Raw genomic sequence first — 16,676 nt, 5'->3', positions numbered from 1 at the left:
CTCGCTCGGAGCGCCGTAGTGCTGCGGAAAACAATGGAATCACTTCATGCGTCCTTCGACGACGTAGCGCGCGAATTGGTCAGAGTGCTCGGCGTCAACCAAACAGACCGACGCGCCCTAGAACTCATCCTCTGCGCCGGCGAAAAGATCACAACACCAGGACTTCTCGCCGACCAACTCGGCCTCACCGCCGCCGGCACCACGATCGCACTCGACCGCCTCGAGAAACTCGGCTACGTCACCCGATCACAACACCCCACCGATCACCGCCGAGTCATCGTGGTGGCCACAGACCTCGCCGCCCGCCGCGTCACCGAACTCCTCGCCCCCCTGCTAAATCAAGGCGGCAAAGTGCTATTCAGCCACTACACGCCGGCCGAGATCGCCCTCATCATGGACTTCCTCACCCGCACCGACGAACTACAACAAGCACACGTGCACCGCATGCGCGAACTAGACCCCTACCCCCACTAGGGTTCGCGCGTTCAGTCGAATTGCGGCGCCTCCGTACGAGACCGCTTCAACTCCCAAAAGTGCGGGTAGGAGGCGAACGTCACCGAGGCATCCCAGAGCTTGCCCGCTTCCTCACCTCTCGGAATACGGGAGAGAACCGGACCGAAGAAGGCAACACCGTTGATGTGGATGGTGGGGGTCCCGACATCCTCGCCGACGGCGTCCATGCCCTCGTGATGGCTCTTGCGCAGTGCGTCGTCGTAAGCGTCGGTGGTGGCCGCCTCGGCGAGTTCGGCGGGCAGGCCCACCTCCGCCAGCGACTCCGAGATGACCCTGCTGAAGTCGGGGTCGGTCTCCCGGTAGTTCTCATTGTGGATCCGGGTGCCCATCGCCGTATACAGCGGCGAAAGGACCTCCCGGCCGTGGGCCTGCTCGGCGGCGATTGCGACCCGGACCGGTCCCCACGCCTTCTTCAGCCCCTCCCGGTACTCCTCGGGCAGGTCACGGCCCTCGTTGAGGACAGCCAGGCTCATCACCCGGAAGTCGACATCGATATCGCGAACCTTCTCGACCTCGAGAATCCAGCGCGAGGTGATCCAACACCACGGGCACAGCGGGTCGAACCAGAAACCGGCTACTGACTTCTCGGACATGCGGGCTCCTCCCAGCGATCAACGCGAACGCTCATCACAACTCATCCCAATAGAACACTGTTCCCGCTGCCACTAGGTTGGACACGTGGCACTTCCCAACCTCACCCGTGACGAGGCCATCGAGCGCGCAGCTCTGGTCACCGTCGGCAACTACCGGATTGTTCTCGACCTGACCTCCGGGGAGAAGACGTTCCGATCCACCACGATCGTCGAGTTCGAGGCGTTGCCGGGCGCCGACATCGTCATCGACCTGGCCGCCGACACCGTGCACAGCGCCGTGCTCAATGGCCACGATGTCGACGTGTCAGCCTATGACGAGTCCACCGGCATCCCGTTGCGCGGCCTGGCCGAACACAACGTGCTCGTCGTCGAGGCCGACTGCCGATACTCCAACACCGGCGAGGGCCTGCATCGCTTCGTCGACCCCGTCGACGGCGAGGTGTACCTGTACTCGCAGTTCGAAACCGCCGACGCCAAGCGAATGTTCGCCTGCTTCGACCAGCCCGACCTCAAGGCCACCTTCGACGTGACCGTGACCGCGCCGTCGCACTGGCAGGTCATCTCCAACGGTGCCACCACGGCCGTCGAGGACAGCGGTGAAGCCAAGGTCCACACCTTCGCCACCACCCCTCGAATGAGCACCTATCTGGTGGCACTCATCGCAGGTCCGTACGCGCGCTGGGACGACGTCTACACCGACGAGCACGGCGAGATCCCGCTCGGCCTCTTCTGCCGGTCCTCGCTGGCGGAGTACATGGATGCCGAGCGGCTGTTCACCGAAACCAAGCAGGGCTTCGGCTTCTATCACCGCAACTTCGGGGTGCCGTATGCGTTCGGCAAATACGACCAGTTGTTCGTGCCCGAGTTCAACGCCGGGGCGATGGAGAACGCCGGCGCGGTGACGTTCCTGGAGGACTACGTCTTCAGGTCCAAGGTGACCCGCTACAGCTACGAGCGCCGCGCCGAGACCGTGCTGCACGAGATGGCGCACATGTGGTTCGGCGACCTGGTCACCATGACGTGGTGGGACGACCTGTGGCTCAACGAGTCGTTCGCGACGTTCGCCTCGGTGCTGTGCCAGGCCGACGCCACCGAATACGACCAGGCGTGGACGACGTTCGCCAACGTCGAGAAATCGTGGGCCTACCGCCAGGACCAGCTGCCGTCGACCCATCCGGTCGCCGCCGACATCCCGGACCTGCACGCCGTCGAGGTCAACTTCGACGGCATCACCTACGCCAAGGGCGCCAGCGTGCTCAAGCAGCTGGTGGCCTACGTGGGCCTTGAGCACTTCCTGGCTGGTCTGCGCGACTACTTCGCCGCGCATGCCTTCGACAACGCCACCTTCAGCGACCTGCTGGGCGCGCTGGAGAAGGCGTCCGGCCGCGACCTGAGCGACTGGGGCCGCCAGTGGCTCAAAACCACCGGGCTGAACACGCTGCGCGCCAATTTCGACGTCGACGCCGACGGCGGGTTCACCCGGTTCGCGATTACCCAGGGCGGGGCGGCGCCCGGCGCCGGCGAGACCCGGGTGCACCGGCTGGCAGTCGGCATCTACGACGACGACCCAGTGACCGGCAAGCTGGTGCGGGTGCATCGCGAGGAACTCGACGTGTCCGGGCCCGTCACCGAAGTAGCTGCGCTGCAAGGGGTGTCACGCGGCAAGCTGATCCTGGTCAACGACGACGATCTGACCTACTGCTCGCTGCGGTTGGACGACGAATCCCTGCAGACCGCGCTGAGCCGCATCGCCGACATCGCCGAGCCACTGCCGCGGACGCTGGTGTGGTCGGCGGCCTGGGAAATGACTCGTGACGCCGAGCTGACCGCCCGCGACTTCGTCGCCCTCGTGATGAGCGGTGTGCAGGCCGAAACCGAGGTCGGGGTGGCCCAGCGGCTGCTGCTGCAGGCCCAGACCGCACTGGGTTCCTACGCCGACCCGGACTGGGCCTGCGCCAACGGCTGGCCGTCGTTCGCCGACCGGCTGCTGGACCTGGCACGCGAGTCCGCCCCGGGCTCGGATCACCAGCTGGCGTTCGTCAACGCGTTGTGCACGTCGGTGCTCTCACTGCGCCACGTCGCGGTGCTGGCCACCTTGCTGGACAACGAGCCCGCCGCGGTGAACCTGCCCGGTCTAGTCATCGACGCCGACCTGCGCTGGCGCATCGTCACCGCGCTGGCCGCCAGCGGCGACCTGGACGCCGACGGCATCGAGAGCCCGTTCATCGACAACGAGGCCAAGACCGACCCGACCGCGGCCGGGCGCCGGCACGCCGCCGCGGCAGCAGCCGCGCGTCCGCAGGTCGCGGTCAAGGAGCGGGCCTGGCAGCAGGTCATCGAGGACGACACGCTGGCCAACATCACCGCGCGGGCGATCATCGGCGGCTTCGCCCAGCCCGGTCAGGCCACCCTGCTGCAACCGTTCACCGCGCGTTACTTCGAGGCGATCGGCGGCGTGTGGGAGCGTCGATCCAGCGAGGTGGCCCAGACCGTGGTGATCGGCCTCTATCCGTCATGGGACATCAGCTCCGAGGCGTTGACGGCCGCCGACGCGTTCCTCGCCGGCGACGTGCCGTCGGCGCTGCGGCGGTTGGTACTCGAAGGCCGCGCCGGGGTCGAACGCTCCCTGAAAGCGCGCGCCTTCGACGCTGGCTGACCTCGCGCTGGGAGGATTCAGACCATGGCGGCCCCGAACAGTCGGCGAGCCCGCGCGGCGCGCCGGCGCACGCGACGGGTCAAGGCCGTGGTCAACGACCTCACCGAAGCGCAGTGGGCGGCACTTAAGGACGCCTGGCGGGGATGTGCCTACTGCGGGGTCACCGATCGCCCGCTGCAAAGGGATTGCGTGATGGCGATATCGCGTGGCGGGCGTTACACCGTCGACAACGTCGTGCCGGCCTGTGCGGCGTGCAACGCCAGCAAGTGCAACGACGAGGTGACGGGCTGGCTGCGGCGCAAGCGGCTCGACGAACGACTGTTCCTCGAACGCTACGTACAGATTCGCGCGCAATTGATGTGATTCGGCGCGCAACCGTTCGGTGAAGCGAACGGTTGCGCGCCGAAATTCGCGAAACTACGGGCGGGAGATAGCCGCCGACATCACCCGGACCGCACTGACCAGACCGTCGATGAGGTTGCCCTCTTTGAACGCCGACGCGGCCGCGGACACCCCGAGCGGGGCGGCGGACTCGGCGCCACGACCGCGCAGATCCGCGCCGTAGACCACCTCGATGGCCCGCTGATCGGGAGACACCGCCAGCAGCACCGCGTTGTTCGGGGTCGGGACATCGGCGAGGATCTCGCGCGCACGGGCGGCAGTATCGCTGCCCAGATCGCCGATGTAGACCGCAAAGCGGGCCTTGGCCTGCCGACTACCGTACTTCAAGGCGTCGTCCAGCTCGACGAGCTGCTTGATCGGGAACGGATAGTGCACCGACAGCTCACCGGGCTCGGTGACGCCGGACAGCCGGCCGCTGGCGGTCACCGCCCAGCCATAGGGCAGATTGTCGGTATCGACCGTCGCTACCGCGGTGCCATGCTCACCACTTGCCACTTGCTCCACCTCCAACAGTCGTCTCGGTCGTGCCGTGGCCATGGTGGCCGCCGCCGGGAACTACCTCATCGACGGCCGCCCAGAGGATCGGATCGTGGGTCCATTTCTCGGAAAGCTGGTAAGTCGCAGGGTGGTTGCCTTTGCGGGCGAAGATCATCGCGGAGAGTATCGCTACCAACAGCAGCGGGATTCCGCCCATAATCGAATGAATGGCTGCAGTGCTCACGTTGCAAACCGTAGCAGTGTCACGCCGCGCCTTCATCCAGGTAGCGCACCCACGACGGGTCGAGCTCCTTGATGGTGCACAGCAGCCGCCAATGCTGGCCCTTCGGGGGCATCGGCACCAGCCGCAACGTCCAGCCCAGCTCGGACAGCAACTTGTCGGCCTTGCGGTGATTACACGTCGCGCACGCTGCCACGCAGTTCTCCCACGAGTGCTCTCCCCCGCGGCTGCGCGGCAGCACATGATCGACGGTGTCGGCCTTGCCGCCGCAGTAGGCGCAGCGGTAGCGGTCCCGGTGCATCAGTGCCGCACGGGTCATGGGAATGCGGGCCCGGTAGGGCACCCGGACATAACTGCGCAGACGGATCACCGACGGGACGACGACTGTCCGGGTCGCGGAGTGGATGACCGGGCCGCCGGGGTCGTCGTGCACGACGTCCGCTTTGCCGCACAGCAGCATGATCACCGCCCGGCGCATCGGCAACGCCGTCAGCGGTTCGTAGGTCGAATTGAGCAACAACACCCGGCGACGCCCCCACACTGATCCGTCGGCCGGGCTGGGTATGTGAGGGTCGGCATGCAGCCCAGAACCCGATAGCGACCCGATCGGGCCCGCCGCGGTGCGGTGACCGCGGTTCCGGTTGCGCTGAGCCATGCGTCCTCCGTGTTCCAGTGCACCACGGATTGCGGATCACCGCACGACAATTTGGGTCGTGTTCGCTGGTCAAATCCGTGAACAACGGGTGACCACTGCCGTCGTCGGCGCGGGTGTACACAATGGTGGAGTGACGGAGACTCAGGCCGACGGGGATGGGCAGACGTTCTATGACGCGGTGGGCGGCGCGCAGACGTTCCGCAAGATCGTGTCCCGTTTCTACGAGCTGGTCCGCGAGGACGAGGTGCTGCGGCCGCTCTACCCCGAAGACGAGCTGGACGCCGCCGAAGACCGCCTGCGGATGTTCCTCGAGCAGTACTGGGGCGGGCCGCGAACCTACTCCGATCTGCGCGGGCACCCCCGGCTGCGGATGCGCCACGTGCCGTTCTGCATCGGCCCCATCGAACGCGACGCCTGGCTGCGCTGCATGCACATCGCGGTGGGCTCGATCGACTCTCACACGCTCGACGACGAGCATCGCCGCGAGCTGCTCGGCTATCTGGAGATGGCCGCGCAGTCGATGATGAATTCGCCGTTTTAGAGGACGCCCATGGCCGAACCCGCCCACTGGTGGACGAACGCCGTCTTCTACCAGATCTATCCCCGCTCGTTCACTGACAGCGACGGGGACGGCGTCGGCGACCTCGACGGCGTCACCGATCGTCTCGATCATCTGAGCCGACTCGGTATCGACGCAATTTGGCTCAACCCGGTGATGGTTTCCCCGATGGCCGACCACGGTTACGACGTGGCCGACCCCCGCGACGTCGACCCGCTGTTCGGCGGGCTGGGCGCCCTCGACCGGTTGATCGAGCAGGCGCACGCCCGCGACATCCGGGTCACGATGGACCTGGTGCCCAACCACACCAGCTCCCGGCACGCCTGGTTCCAGGCCGCGCTGGCGGCGGCACCGGGCAGCGCCGAACGGGAGCGCTACATCTTCCGCGACGGAACGGGGCCGGACAGCGCCGAGCCGCCCAACAACTGGGTCTCGGTGTTCGGCGGGCCGGCCTGGACGCAGGTGCCCGACGGCCAGTGGTACCTGCACCTGTTCGATGCCGAACAACCCGACCTCAACTGGGACAACCCCGAGGTGTTCGACGATCTGGAGAAGACGTTGCGGTTCTGGTTGGACCGTGGCGTCGACGGCTTCCGCATCGACGTCGCGCACGGCATGGCCAAACCCGCCGGCCTGCCGGACATGGCGATCACCGACGTCGCGATGCTGACCTCCCAGGACGACGATCCGCGGTTCAACCACGAAGGTGTCCACGACATCCACCGCGGCATCCGCTCGGTGCTCGACGACTACCCGCACGCGGTGACCATCGGGGAAATCTGGGTCTTCGACAACGACGACTTCGCGAAGTATCTGCGCCCCGACGAGCTGCACATGGGCTTCAACTTTCGTTTGGTGCGAGCCGAATTCGACGCCGTCAGCATCCGGGGCGCGATCGAGAACTCGCTGGCGGCGGCCGCCATCGAGGACGCCAGCCCGACCTGGACGCTGTCCAACCACGACGTCGAACGCGAGGTCACCCGCTACGGCGGCGGCGCAGCCGGCCTGGCCCGCGCGCAGGCCATGGCGATGGTGATGCTCGCGCTGCCCGGCGCGGTGTTCATCTACAACGGCGAAGAACTGGGTCTGCCCAACGTGGAGCTGCCCGACGAGGTACTGCAGGACCCGGTGTGGGAGCGCTCCGGGCATACCGAACGCGGACGCGACGGCTGCCGGGTGCCGATGCCGTGGTCAGGTTCGGCTGCGCCGTTCGGCTTCTCGTCGAACCCGCAGACCTGGCTGCCGATGCCGGCTGACTGGCAGGTGTTGACCGTCGAACGCCAGCTCGCCGATCCCGATTCAACGCTGGCGTTCTTCCAGGCGATTGTGGGTCTGCGGCGCAACCGGTTCCACTTCACCGACAACGACGTGGAATGGCTGCAGCTGCGCACCGACGCCCTGGCGTTCGCCTCCGGCGGGGTGCTGTGCGTGTTGAATACCGGGTCGCGCGCGCTGCCGCTGCCCGCCGGCGAGGTGTTGATCACCAGCGCGCCACTGCTCGATGGCGACCTGGCGCCCGACGCCGCGGCGTGGATCCTGCTCGCCTAGGACGACGACAGGACGTTCACCACCGAGGCGATGATCGTCGTTCCGAACACGAACGACAACAGGGCGTGTCCCAGCGCGGTTTTGCGGATCCGCGTCGAGGTGAGGTTCGTGTCGGAAATCGCAAAGCTCATGCCAACGGCGAAGGCGACGTAGAAGAAGTCGGAGTAGCAGGGCCGGTCGTGATGGTCGGGATCGTTGAAGTCGATACCGCCTGGGTGTTCGGGATCGAAGTAGTGCTTGGCATAGATCAACCCGAACAGCGTGTGGATGGTCAGCCACGACAGCACGATGCTGCCCACCGCCAACCACCGTGCACCGTCGTCAGCGCGGTTCAGCAGGACCCCGACACCGATCAGGCTCGCGACCGCACCGCCGAGGATCAGGCTGACCACCGCGGGATGGCCCGGCTGCTCGAGCCCGGCGTGGGTCTCGGTGCGGCGGTGGTCGAAGCGCCACAACGCCAGCCACGTCCAGCCGGTGAAGACCCCCGCCACCGCGGTCCATCCACCGGACAGCGCCAGCGGGCCGTCGCGCGCCCAGAGCAGCACGGTCACCACCGCACCGACGACGCCGCCGACGGCGACGCGCGCGGCGGGACTGCGCCAGAACGACAGCCTGTCAGCCATGCCCGGCTCCTATCGCAGCACGGTCAGAAGATCGCCGCGACGACGGTACACCGAGCCGAACCGGGCGTCGATCCGCAACCACGACGGGAGCAACCGCACCCGCACGATCTCCTCGTCGGTCGGAGCCTCCGGCATGAATCCCATTGCAGTCAAGGCGAACACACAGCGCATCGGAACGCCGACGCTTGCGTCGCCCGAACTCACCTGCACGACATCCTGGTCCAGCAGTGACGGCGGTGGCCCGTGCGCGCCGCTGTGTTCGCGAGCCAGCCCCGCCCCACGGCGGGCCAGGTCGGCCAGCACGGCGGCGGGGATGTCATCGAGGTGGACGAAGCCGGAATCGGGCGGCAGCGCACCGCGCCACGCCGAGTCCATCGGATAGCCGGTGTCGATGTCTCCGGCAGCCCCGGCGTCACGCAGCCCGCGCACCAATGCGTCTGCTGCGCAGGAGAAGTCAGCCGGCGATACCGTGCCAGGGACTGCTCGCACCGCCAGCACGTCGAACCCCGTGGCCACCCATGCCGTCACCACACCCTCGCCGCGGGCCCGCAACCGCACTACCGCGGCCTCGTCCAGGCGCAGTGCCCGTTCGACGAACGCGGCCAGGTCGTTGCGCCCGACCGCGTCGGGGACGAACAGCCCGCCGGTGCTCCTCCCCCCGTCGCTACGCTCCTGCCCGCCGGTGCTCCTCCCCCCGTCGCTACGCTCCTGCCCGCCGGTGCTCCTCCCCCCGTCGCTACGCTCCTGCCCGCCGGTGCTCCTCCCCCCGTCGCTACGCTCCTGCCCGCCGGGACTCATCGCAACCAGCGTTGCAGGTACTCCCGATGGGTCGGCGAGAGCCGGACCAGACGCTGCTCCTCGATGTGCACCGCGGCCAGCTGCGTCTCGGCGATCACCGCGGGCCGCGAGTCCGGATCGGCGCTCACCGAGCGCACCTCGTAACCGAGCGTGAAGTCCACCGCCCGCAGCCGCTTGGTCCACATCGTCACCTGCAACGGCGAATCGGCAAGGCGGAGTTGACCTTTGTAGAGCACCTGCACCTCGTGGATGAGAAGTCCGATGGTGGCGATGTCCGCGGCGAACGGCTCCCGCAGGAAATCCACCCGGGCTTCTTCCAGGATCGTCACCATCGTGGCGTGGTTGATGTGCTGGTACATGTCGATGTCCGACCAGCGCACGTGCACGCCGGTGGTGAATCCCTCAGCCACTTGATCCTGTTCCACTCGTCCGGGTCATGCTGCGGATCTGGCGCGCGGCCACCGACAGGGTGGCCAGGTCGCGCTCATCGTCGGCGTAGATCTCGGCCAGCGTGCGGCGGGCCCGCTCGACCCGCGAACCATTGGTGTGCTCCCACTCGGCGATCTTCTGCTCGCCGGTCTCGTCGGGCTCGCCGACGGCGAGCACGTCGAAGCACAGCGCCCGCAGCGAACCGTAGATATCGTCACGGATCGCTAAGCGCGCCAAAGCATGCCAGCGGTCGTCGCGGGGCAGACCGGATACCGCCGTCAGCAGCCCGTCGGTGCTGAGGTGATCCATCAACGCGAAATAGGTGTCGGCCACTTCCGCCGGGTCGCGTTCGGCGATGTCGGCGATGTCGATCACGTCAAGCAGGCTGTACTGGTACAGGCCCGTCGACACCGCATACGCCAAGTCGGCGGGGGCGCCGGCGGCAACGAACTCACCGGCCTCCTTCTCGACGATAGCCTTGTCGTCGCCGCGCAACCACCGCGACATCTGCGGGGTCAGTTCGGCGACCTTGGCGGCGAAGCGGTTGATCTCGGCGCCGACGGCCAGCGGCTGCGGCCGGTAGTTGAGCAGCCAGCGCGACGCCCGGTCGAGCAGCCGGCGCAGATCCAGTGTCATCCGGTCGGCGATGTCGACCGGCAGCCCGTTGTTATGGCCGGCTTCGAGGATCCGTTGCCACACATCACCGACGCCGAAGATCGCGTCGGTGGCCACGAAAGTCCGCACCGCGTCGACGTAGCCGACACCCACGTCCTCGGTGACCCGATAGGCGTAGGTGATCCCGCCGGTGTCGACGACGGTGTTGACCAGCATCGTCGTGATGATCTCGCGACGCAGCTGGTGGTTGCGGATATCGGCGCTGAAGTTGTCCCGCAACTGGCTGGGGAAGTACCGCGGCAGCCGGGCGGCGAACACCTCCTGGTCCGGCAGGTCGCTGGCCAGAACCTCGTCCTTGAGCGCGAGTTTGACGTGCGCCATCAGCGTCGCCAATTCCGGTGAGGTGAGCCCGATTCCGATCTCCTGGCGGCGCCGGATCTCCTTGTTGGTCGGCAGCGCCTCCAGCTCGCGGTTGAGTCCCCGGTGCTCCTCGAGTTCACGGATCTGGCGGGCGTGGACGTTGAGCAGCGTCGCCGCGTTGGCCCGGCTGGTGCCCATCAGGTCGTTCTGGTCGATGTTGTCGGCCAGCACCAACCGCGACACCTCGTCGGTCATCGAGGCCAGCAGGTCGGTGCGTTCGTCGGCGCTGACCTTGCCCGCGGTGACCAGGGCGTCGACGAGGATCTTGATGTTGACCTCGTGGTCGGAGCAATCGACGCCGGCCGAGTTGTCCATGGCGTCGGTGTTGATCCGGCCGCCGCACAGGTCAAATTCGATGCGGCCCAGGGACGTCACGCCAAGGTTGCCGCCTTCGACGACGACCTTGGCTCGCACCTGGTTGCCGTTGACGCGCAACGTGTCATTGGCGCGGTCGCCCACGTCGGCATGGGATTCGGACTCGGCCTTGATGTAGGTGCCGATCCCGCCGTTGAACAGCAGGTCCACCGGAGCCTGCAGGATGGCGCGCATCAGGGCCGGTGGGGTCATCTCTTCGCCCGCGTCCTCGATGCCCAGCGCGCTGCGCATCTGCGGGCTGATCGGGATCGATTTCTGCTGGCGGCTGAACACCCCGCCGCCGGCGCTAATCAGGCTGGCGTCGTAGTCCTCCCAGCTCGAGCGGGGCAGCTCGAACAGGCGGCGGCGTTCCTCCCAGGAGCGGGCCGCGCCCGGGGCGGGGTCGACGAAGATGTGGCGGTGGTCGAAGGCGGCGATCAGCCGGATGTGCTGGGAGAGCAGCATTCCGTTGCCGAACACGTCACCACTCATGTCGCCAACGCCGACGACGGTGAAGTCCTCGCTCTGCGTGTCCACCCCCATCTCCCGGAAGTGCCGCTTCACGGCTTCCCAGGCGCCCTTGGCGGTGATGCCCATGGCCTTGTGGTCGTAGCCCACCGAACCGCCGGAAGCGAATGCGTCGCCGAGCCAGAAGCCGTAGGACTCGGCGACGTCGTTGGCGATGTCGGAGAACGTGGCCGTCCCCTTGTCCGCAGCGACGACGAGGTAGGCGTCGTCACCGTCGCGGCGCACCACACCCGCAGGCGGGATGATTGCGCCGGTGGCCCGCTCGACGTTGTCGGTGACGTCGAGCAGCCCGGCGATGAACAGGCGGTAGCAGGCGATTCCCTCGTGGCGCAACGCATCCCGGTCGGTGGCGGCGTCCCCGATGGGGGCCGGTGGGTGCTTGACGACGAACCCGCCCTTGGCCCCAACGGGCACGATGACGGCGTTCTTGACCGCCTGCGCCTTGACCAGTCCGAGGATCTCGGTGCGGAAGTCCTCGCGGCGGTCCGACCAGCGCAGGCCGCCGCGCGCGACATAGCCGAACCGCAGGTGAACGCCTTCGACGCGCGGCGAGTAGACGAAGATCTCGAATTTGGGTCGCGGCAGCGGCAATTCGTCGATCAGTTGCGGATTGAGCTTGAGCGACAACACATTCTGGGCCCGTGCGGAATCCTGACGCGTGACGAAGAAGTTGGTGCGCAGGGTGGCCTCGATCATCGAGGCGAATGCCCGCAGTACCCGGTCGGTGTCGAGGCTGACCAGCGCGTCGATGTCGGCGGTCACCTCGGCCGCGGCCGCCTGGGCGTCGAGCCCCCTGGCCGCCGACTCCGGGTCGAAAAGAGCCTCAAAGAGCGCGATCAGCGAACGCGCCGTACCGGGATTGCCGTTGAGCACCGACTCGATGTGTGACTGACTGTAGGGAAAACCCGCCTGCCGCAGATACTTTGCGTAGGCACGCAGCACCGCGACCTGCTGCCAGGTGAGCCCGGCGCGGAGCACCAGCTCGTTGAAACGGTCGATCTCGGCGTGTCCCTGCCAGATCGCGGTGACGGCCTCGGAGAACCGCACCGCGGTGTTGTCCCACTCCTCCTGCGTCTGCGAGTCCGGCATCGAGGCGTCGGGGCGGATCTTGAACTGATAGATCCAGACCTTCAGCCCGTCGGGGCGCACCACGGTGAACGGGCGCTCCTCAAGCACCAGCACCCCCATGCACTGCAGCATCGGCAGCAGGTGACTCAGGGATGCGGTCGATCCACCGAGGTACCAGGTGAGGAAGGCATCGTTGCCATCGTCGCCTTGCTCGAACTGCAGTTTGACCGAATCCTCGTGCAGCGCTTCGATGATGCCGATATCGGTGATGGCTTCAGTCGAGGTGACGGCCTGCTTGAACTCCTCAGGCAGCGCCTCGGAATAGTGCTCGGCGATCGCCAGGTCGATCTGGCCCGCTCGCGCGGAGCCGAACAGCCGGTCACCCCAGGTGCGCAGGGCTTCGGTGAGCATCTCCTGCACACGGGCTCGATTCGCCTCGCTGGCGTCGATCGACTGGCGGGTGGCCCCGTCGGGCAGTCGGACGGTGAAATGAACTACAGCCCAGGGCGATTCGCTGACACGGGCGGTGTAGTCGATGCTTACACCGCCGAATTCGCGCACCAGGATGTTCTGCATCTCCAACCGAACCGCCGTGGTGTACCGATCGCGGGGCAGGTAGACCAGGCAGGACACGAAGTGGCCGAGCTGGGCGGCGCGCAGGAACAGCAATGCTCGGCGTCGCGAACCGAGGTCGACAACGGCGGTCGCCATCTTGAGTAGTTCTTCGGCGGTCAGCGCGAACAGCTCCGAGCGCGGAATGGTCTGGACGATGTCGAGCACCAGCTGTCCAGGGTGACTGGGGTCGTTGTTCGACAGCTCGAGCACTTCGCGGACTCGTCGCGAGATCAGCGGGATGTCAAGCACATTGGCACTCATGGCGGTAGCGGTGAACAGGCCGACGAACCGGTGCTCGATATCGCCTTCCGCGATACTCCCCGAGTCGCTTCGCTCCTGCCCGCCGGACCGATGCTCGCGAATCACCACGATGTACGGGTACGCCCCGTAGCGCAGGAAGCTGGCCATGGTGGCTTGCGCAAGCACCAGCAGGTCGCGTGGATGGGTGAGCTCTGGCAGCACCTCGGTGCGCAACCGCGCCACCCCGAGCCGGCTGGACTCGATCACGGTGGATTTGCCGTCGCTGACCATGCAGTCCTGGCAGCCCAACAGCACGAAGTTGCCAATCGACAGCCAGCGCAGCAGGTCGGCGACATCCTCACGGTCGGGCCCGGCGAACCGCGTTCCCGAGTCGTCGTCGAGTTCGCGCGCCAACTCGTGCAGTGCGGCACTGAGGGCCGTCGAGTCCAGGGCCACTTGGCGGGCGTCGGCCACCACCATCGGCAGCATCCGCTCCGCCTCAGCCAGCGCCTTGCCGTTGACCAGCGTCGACAGCTGGACATGGATCCAGGACTCCTCGCTCCCGGAATCCGCGCCTGCCAGGTCGTCGTTCACCGGCCGCACCTCGAGCAGTTCACCGCCTGCGCCACGGCGAACCCGGAATACCGGGTTCATCAGCGCGACGTAGGCGACGCCGAGCCGGTGCAGCAACACCGTGACCGAGTCCAGCAGCATGGCGGCCTGGTCGGTGACGATCTGCAGCGCGGGCCCGAAGCCGCCCGGGTCGTCGCTCGGGTAGATCGCGACGAGGGTCTCCCCGACCACTCTGCTGTGCGCGAGGCGCTCGTGCGCGGCGATCAGGGCCGGCGGCACCACGCGTTTGGCGGCTGCAGCCACCAGCGGTCCGGTCTCGGCGGCGTCCCCGTCGGGGGCCCCGCCGTGCGGACCGCGATAGGTAGCGAGGTAGGCCTCATCCAGTGACTCGGCAGCTTTGGGGTCAACCGTCATACCTACGACTCCTGATCAGCGTGCGAACCGACACTGGTCCGCAGCCGCCAACATTAGTCGCGTGTGAGCCTGCGGTGGGTGACCCGGTGCGGACGGGCCGCGTCGGCTCCCATGCGCTCGATCTTGTTCTCTTCGTAGGCACCGAAGTTGCCTTCGAACCAGAACCATTTGGCCTCGTTGTCGTCGTTGCCCTCCCACGCGAGGATGTGCGTGCAGGTGCGGTCCAAGAACCAGCGGTCGTGGCTGATGACCACCGCGCAGCCGGGGAAGTTCTCCAGCGCGTTCTCCAGCGAGGACAGCGTCTCGACGTCCAGGTCGTTGGTGGGCTCGTCGAGCAGGATCAGGTTGCCACCCTCTTTGAGGGTCAGCGCCAGGTTGAGCCGGTTGCGTTCTCCGCCGGAGAGCACCCCGGCCGGCTTCTGCTGATCGGGTCCCTTGAAGCCGAACGCCGAGACGTAGGCCCGCGACGGGATCTCGTTCTGGCCGACTTCGATGTAGTCCAGCCCGTCGGACACGACCTGCCAGACGTTCTTCTTGGGGTCGATACCGCCACGGTTCTGGTCGACGTAACTCAGTTTGACCGTATCGCCGACCCGCACGGTGCCACTGTCCGGCTCTTCCAGCCCGACGATGGTCTTGAACAGCGTGGTCTTGCCGACACCGTTGGGCCCGATCACCCCGACAATCCCGTTGCGCGGCAACGTAAACGACAGATCCTTGATCAGCACGCGCCCGTCGAAACCCTTGTCCAGGTGCTCCACTTCGACGACGACGTTGCCCAGCCGCGGCGGCGCGGGGATCTGGATCTCCTCGAAGTCGAGCTTGCGGGTCTTCTCGGCTTCGGCGGCCATCTCCTCGTAGCGGCCGAGGCGGGCCTTGTTCTTGGCCTGCCGGGCCTTCGCGCCGGAGCGCACCCAGGCCAGCTCCTCCTTGAGCCGCTTCTGCAGCTTCTGGTCCTTCTTGCCCTGGACCTCCAGGCGCTCGGCCTTCTTCTCCAGATAGGTCGAGTAGTTGCCCTCGTAGGGGTAGGCGCGGCCGCGGTCGAGTTCGAGGATCCACTCGGCGACGTTGTCCAGGAAGTACCGGTCGTGGGTAACCGCCAGGATGGCGCCGTGATAGGCCGCCAGGTGCTGTTCGAGCCACAGCACGCTCTCGGCGTCGAGGTGGTTGGTGGGCTCGTCGAGCAGCAGCAGGTCTGGCTTGCTCAGCAGCAGCTTGCACAGGGCCACGCGGCGCTTCTCGCCACCGGAGAGGTGGGTCACGGGCTCATCAGGCGGGGGGCAGCGCAACGCGTCCATCGCCTGTTCGAGCTGGGAGTCGATGTCCCAGGCGTCGGCCGCATCCAGTTCTTCCTGGAGCTTGCCCATCTCGTCCATCAGCTCGTCGGTGTAGTCGGTGGCCATCAGCTCGGCGACCTCGTTGTACCGGTTGAGCTTGGCCTTGATCGCGACGCCCTCTTCGACGTTCTCGCGGACCGTCTTGGTCTCGTCGAGCTGCGGCTCCTGCATCAGGATGCCCACGGTGGCGCCGTTGGCCAGGAACGCGTCGCCGTTGTTCGGCTGGTCCAGGCCGGCCATGATCCGAAGGACGCTGGACTTGCCGGCGCCGTTGGGGCCGACGACGCCGATCTTGGCCCCGGGCAGGAAGCTCAGCGTGACGTCGTCGAGGATGACCTTGTCGCCGTGCGCCTTGCGGACCTTGCGCATCGTGTAGATGAATTCGGCCATGGCCGCGGTATTGCCTTCCGTCTTGGTCGTGAACAGCTCGTCGACCATCCTAGGCGCCGCGGCATCCTGCCCTTGCGGCCGCGCTGGCCTGCGACCAGCGCGGCCACCCGGCCGTCAAGCCGACAGGGCCAGCCCCGCTGCATCCTCCGCGTCCTCGACGGCAGCCAGGTCCTCGGCGTCCGGCTCCTCGGCGACGGTCTCGACGGGCTCGGCGGGCTTGGGCTGCGGCTGCTCGATGCGCACGATGGCCCGCGACAGATCGGGGCCGACCGCGGTGGCCCGCATCTCCAGCGACGAGCGCCGCACCCCGTCCTTGTCGTCGTACTCGCTGGTGAAGACGTCGCCGACGGCGATCACCGGGGCGCCCTTGTACAGACCGGCACCGACGCCGGTGACGAGCTTGCCCCAGCAGTTGACCGTGATGAACAACGAGTTGCCGGGCTCCCAGGTGCCGTCGCCGGTGCGGCGCCGCGAGTTGCTGGCAACCCGGAAGCTGATCAGTTCCTGGTTGTTGACGATCCTGCGGCGCGGGTCGGTGACGATGCGGCCGACGACGGTCAGGTGGGTTTCGAACATGGCTGTGGTCCTTTCCCTTCAATCCACTGCGTGTGATGTGCCACTCCAG

General features: G+C 67.0%; 15 protein-coding genes. 5 read left to right on the top strand and 10 right to left on the bottom strand.

All coding sequences use genetic code 11. From position 1 onward, the window contains the following. Positions 1 to 474, top strand: a 474-nt coding sequence (locus ACXDF8_RS25600) for a MarR family winged helix-turn-helix transcriptional regulator (RefSeq protein ID WP_457226065.1), incomplete at its 5' end; no start/stop codon positions are given. 11 nt (positions 475 to 485) lie between these two features. Here the strand turns inward: ACXDF8_RS25600 and ACXDF8_RS25595 are convergent. After that, positions 486 to 1,106, bottom strand: a complete 621-nt coding sequence (locus tag ACXDF8_RS25595; protein WP_457226064.1) for a mycothiol-dependent nitroreductase Rv2466c family protein — start codon at positions 1,104 to 1,106, stop codon at positions 486 to 488. Positions 1,107 to 1,191: 85 nt separating this feature from the next. Between ACXDF8_RS25595 and pepN the strand changes: the two genes are divergently transcribed. Further along, complete coding sequence (pepN, locus tag ACXDF8_RS25590) at positions 1,192 to 3,762, top strand: aminopeptidase N (RefSeq protein WP_457226063.1); 2,571 nt, start codon at positions 1,192 to 1,194, stop codon at positions 3,760 to 3,762. Between the two features lie 24 nt (positions 3,763 to 3,786). Then, on the top strand, positions 3,787 to 4,125 hold the full coding sequence (locus tag ACXDF8_RS25585; protein ID WP_457226062.1) for an HNH endonuclease: 339 nt from the start codon (positions 3,787 to 3,789) through the stop codon (positions 4,123 to 4,125). 54 nt (positions 4,126 to 4,179) lie between these two features. Here ACXDF8_RS25585 and ACXDF8_RS25580 read toward each other — a convergent pair whose 3' ends face one another. Genes ACXDF8_RS25580 through ACXDF8_RS25570 form a run of 3 tightly spaced genes read right to left on the bottom strand, consistent with a single transcriptional unit; the run spans position 4,180 to position 5,537 of the window. Next, positions 4,180 to 4,659: a DUF5130 domain-containing protein gene (locus tag ACXDF8_RS25580; protein ID WP_457226061.1), complete on the bottom strand. Its 480-nt coding sequence runs from the start codon at positions 4,657 to 4,659 to the stop codon at positions 4,180 to 4,182. Then, positions 4,646 to 4,858 (bottom strand): aa3-type cytochrome oxidase subunit CtaJ, encoded by a 213-nt coding sequence (ctaJ, locus tag ACXDF8_RS25575; protein WP_457226068.1) that lies wholly within the window; start codon positions 4,856 to 4,858, stop codon positions 4,646 to 4,648. Before ctaJ ends, ACXDF8_RS25580 begins: the two co-directional genes overlap by 14 nt. A 46-nt stretch (positions 4,859 to 4,904) precedes the next feature. Further along, on the bottom strand, positions 4,905 to 5,537 hold the full coding sequence (locus tag ACXDF8_RS25570) for an HNH endonuclease (protein WP_457226060.1): 633 nt from the start codon (positions 5,535 to 5,537) through the stop codon (positions 4,905 to 4,907). A 130-nt stretch (positions 5,538 to 5,667) separates the two neighbouring features. On the opposite strand from ACXDF8_RS25570, the gene ACXDF8_RS25565 reads away from it, so the two are divergent. After that, positions 5,668 to 6,078 carry a globin gene (locus tag ACXDF8_RS25565; RefSeq protein WP_457226059.1) on the top strand — a complete coding sequence of 137 codons (411 nt, stop codon included), beginning with the start codon at positions 5,668 to 5,670 and terminating at the stop codon, positions 6,076 to 6,078. Between the two features lie 9 nt (positions 6,079 to 6,087). Further along, complete coding sequence (locus ACXDF8_RS25560; RefSeq protein ID WP_457226058.1) at positions 6,088 to 7,644, top strand: glycoside hydrolase family 13 protein; 1,557 nt, start codon at positions 6,088 to 6,090, stop codon at positions 7,642 to 7,644. Here ACXDF8_RS25560 and ACXDF8_RS25555 read toward each other — a convergent pair. The 6 genes from ACXDF8_RS25555 to ACXDF8_RS25530 form a co-directional block, all read right to left on the bottom strand. Further along, entirely contained in the window at positions 7,641 to 8,270 is a 630-nt protein-coding gene (locus ACXDF8_RS25555) for a DUF1345 domain-containing protein (protein ID WP_457226057.1), read from the bottom strand. The genes ACXDF8_RS25560 and ACXDF8_RS25555 overlap by 4 nt on opposite strands. 9 nt (positions 8,271 to 8,279) lie before the next feature. Continuing rightward, positions 8,280 to 9,068, bottom strand: a complete 789-nt coding sequence (locus tag ACXDF8_RS25550) for a DUF8185 domain-containing protein (RefSeq protein WP_457226056.1) — start codon at positions 9,066 to 9,068, stop codon at positions 8,280 to 8,282. Then, positions 9,065 to 9,478: an acyl-CoA thioesterase gene (locus tag ACXDF8_RS25545; RefSeq protein ID WP_457226055.1), complete on the bottom strand. Its 414-nt coding sequence runs from the start codon at positions 9,476 to 9,478 to the stop codon at positions 9,065 to 9,067. The genes ACXDF8_RS25550 and ACXDF8_RS25545 overlap by 4 nt, the downstream gene beginning before the upstream one ends. Then, positions 9,471 to 14,324, bottom strand: a complete 4,854-nt coding sequence (locus tag ACXDF8_RS25540; RefSeq protein WP_457226054.1) for an NAD-glutamate dehydrogenase — start codon at positions 14,322 to 14,324, stop codon at positions 9,471 to 9,473. The genes ACXDF8_RS25545 and ACXDF8_RS25540 overlap by 8 nt, the downstream gene beginning before the upstream one ends. Before the next feature lie 53 nt (positions 14,325 to 14,377). Next, complete coding sequence (gene ettA / locus ACXDF8_RS25535) at positions 14,378 to 16,051, bottom strand: energy-dependent translational throttle protein EttA (RefSeq protein WP_457226067.1); 1,674 nt, start codon at positions 16,049 to 16,051, stop codon at positions 14,378 to 14,380. Between the two features lie 114 nt (positions 16,052 to 16,165). Next, positions 16,166 to 16,627: a single-stranded DNA-binding protein gene (locus ACXDF8_RS25530; RefSeq protein ID WP_457226053.1), complete on the bottom strand. Its 462-nt coding sequence runs from the start codon at positions 16,625 to 16,627 to the stop codon at positions 16,166 to 16,168. Positions 16,628 to 16,676: the final 49 nt, after the last annotated feature.

It is taken from the genome of Mycolicibacterium sp. CBM1 (genome assembly GCF_054073305.1).
This window is presented reverse-complemented; position numbering and strand designations above follow the sequence as displayed.

Excerpts from the sequence above, each read along its gene's own strand:
- ACXDF8_RS25540 (WP_457226054.1), bottom strand. The coding sequence starts at position 14,324 with ATGACGGTTGACCCCAAAGCTGCCGAGTCACTGGATGAGGCCTACCTC.
- ACXDF8_RS25560 (WP_457226058.1), top strand. The coding sequence starts at position 6,088 with ATGGCCGAACCCGCCCACTGGTGGACGAACGCCGTCTTCTACCAGATC.
- ACXDF8_RS25555 (WP_457226057.1), bottom strand. The coding sequence starts at position 8,270 with ATGGCTGACAGGCTGTCGTTCTGGCGCAGTCCCGCCGCGCGCGTCGCC.
- ctaJ (WP_457226068.1), bottom strand. The coding sequence starts at position 4,858 with ATGGGCGGAATCCCGCTGCTGTTGGTAGCGATACTCTCCGCGATGATC.
- ACXDF8_RS25570 (WP_457226060.1), bottom strand. The coding sequence starts at position 5,537 with ATGGCTCAGCGCAACCGGAACCGCGGTCACCGCACCGCGGCGGGCCCG.
- ACXDF8_RS25595 (WP_457226064.1), bottom strand. The coding sequence starts at position 1,106 with ATGTCCGAGAAGTCAGTAGCCGGTTTCTGGTTCGACCCGCTGTGCCCG.
- ACXDF8_RS25550 (WP_457226056.1), bottom strand. The coding sequence starts at position 9,068 with ATGAGTCCCGGCGGGCAGGAGCGTAGCGACGGGGGGAGGAGCACCGGC.
- ACXDF8_RS25585 (WP_457226062.1), top strand. The coding sequence starts at position 3,787 with ATGGCGGCCCCGAACAGTCGGCGAGCCCGCGCGGCGCGCCGGCGCACG.
- ettA (WP_457226067.1), bottom strand. The coding sequence starts at position 16,051 with ATGGCCGAATTCATCTACACGATGCGCAAGGTCCGCAAGGCGCACGGC.
- ACXDF8_RS25530 (WP_457226053.1), bottom strand. The coding sequence starts at position 16,627 with ATGTTCGAAACCCACCTGACCGTCGTCGGCCGCATCGTCACCGACCCG.